The organism is Lamprobacter sp. (assembly GCF_034860625.1).
Classification (GTDB): domain Bacteria; phylum Pseudomonadota; class Gammaproteobacteria; order Chromatiales; family Chromatiaceae; genus Lamprobacter.
In genome coordinates this window covers 1-996 of the sequence record NZ_JAYESN010000611.1, presented here as the reverse complement: position 1 = coordinate 996, position 996 = coordinate 1, and the positions used below count along the sequence as shown (strand labels likewise).

At 64.0% G+C, this 996-nt stretch carries 2 protein-coding genes; one reads left to right on the top strand and one right to left on the bottom strand.

Annotated elements, in window-relative coordinates:
* On the top strand, positions 1–242 hold a 242-nt coding region (locus tag VBE63_RS30205), incomplete at its 5' end, for an aldo/keto reductase (RefSeq protein ID WP_323686655.1).
* Positions 243–309: 67 nt separating this feature from the next.
* Here VBE63_RS30205 and VBE63_RS30200 read toward each other — a convergent pair.
* A partial coding sequence (locus VBE63_RS30200) for a PfkB family carbohydrate kinase (protein WP_323686654.1) occupies positions 310–996 on the bottom strand: 687 nt, incomplete at its 5' end.

Here is a 996-nt window from a genome sequence, read left to right as displayed (position 1 = left end):
ATGTGGAGGCCGAGCAGGCGACCGCCGACTACTGCGCGATTGCTCGGCAGTATGGGCTGGACCCGGCACAGATGGCGCTGGCATTCGTCACCAGCCGCCCGTTCGTGACCTCGAACATCATCGGCGCGACGACCCTCGAGCAGCTCGAGAGCAATCTCGCCAGCACCTCGCTGACCCTGAGTGATGAGGTCTTGCAAGCGATCGAGGCGGTGCATACGCGGCAGCCGAATCCGAGTCCGTAGGCGATTCTCCACGTGTCGGTTTTTTACGCCGATCGACCCTGTCAGATGTTGAGCTCAGGCCTTTGGTTTAGGGCGCGGTGTTAAGACCGTCGATCCCGAGCTGACCGCAGCTGCGGCCGGCGAGGGCGTTGGCCCGCTCGAGCACCGCGGCGAGATCAGCGCCCTGCAGCAAGGCATCGATGACAGCGGCGTTGAAGACGTCGCCAGCAGCAATGGTGTCAACCAGGGTTTCCGGTGGATGGGCAGGGGCAAACAGCAGCTCGCGCGCTGCGGTAAGCGCGTAGGCACCCTTTGCACCCCAGGGCAGGATGAGCAGCCTGGCATTGCAATCGTTAGCGAATGCGTGCAGAAAGGCTTCCGGATCGTGCGCGCCTTGCTGCTCGGCGAAAGCGCGCGAGACGATGAGCAGGGTCTGGCGATCGCCAGGGAGCCGAAACAGCCGTTCGATCCCGGGGCGCGGTTTCTCGATCTCCACGGAGATGGGTAGACCAGGGCACTCAGTGGCGACGCGAGCGATCATTGCCTCGGTCTCGGCGGGGTTGCGACCCTCGAAATGGGCCCAATCGAGGTTGGTCAGGTCGACCTGGGCAAAATCGGCAGCGCTGAGTTCTGGCAGGTCACGATGGTGGACGATGGTACGGCTGCCGGTGGCGCGGCTCAGGCTGATGTAGGAGGTTGGTGTTGCACCGCCGCGCACGATGGTTGTGCCCTCGATGTCGATGTTGCGTGCCGCGAGGTCGTCGCGAATCCGCAT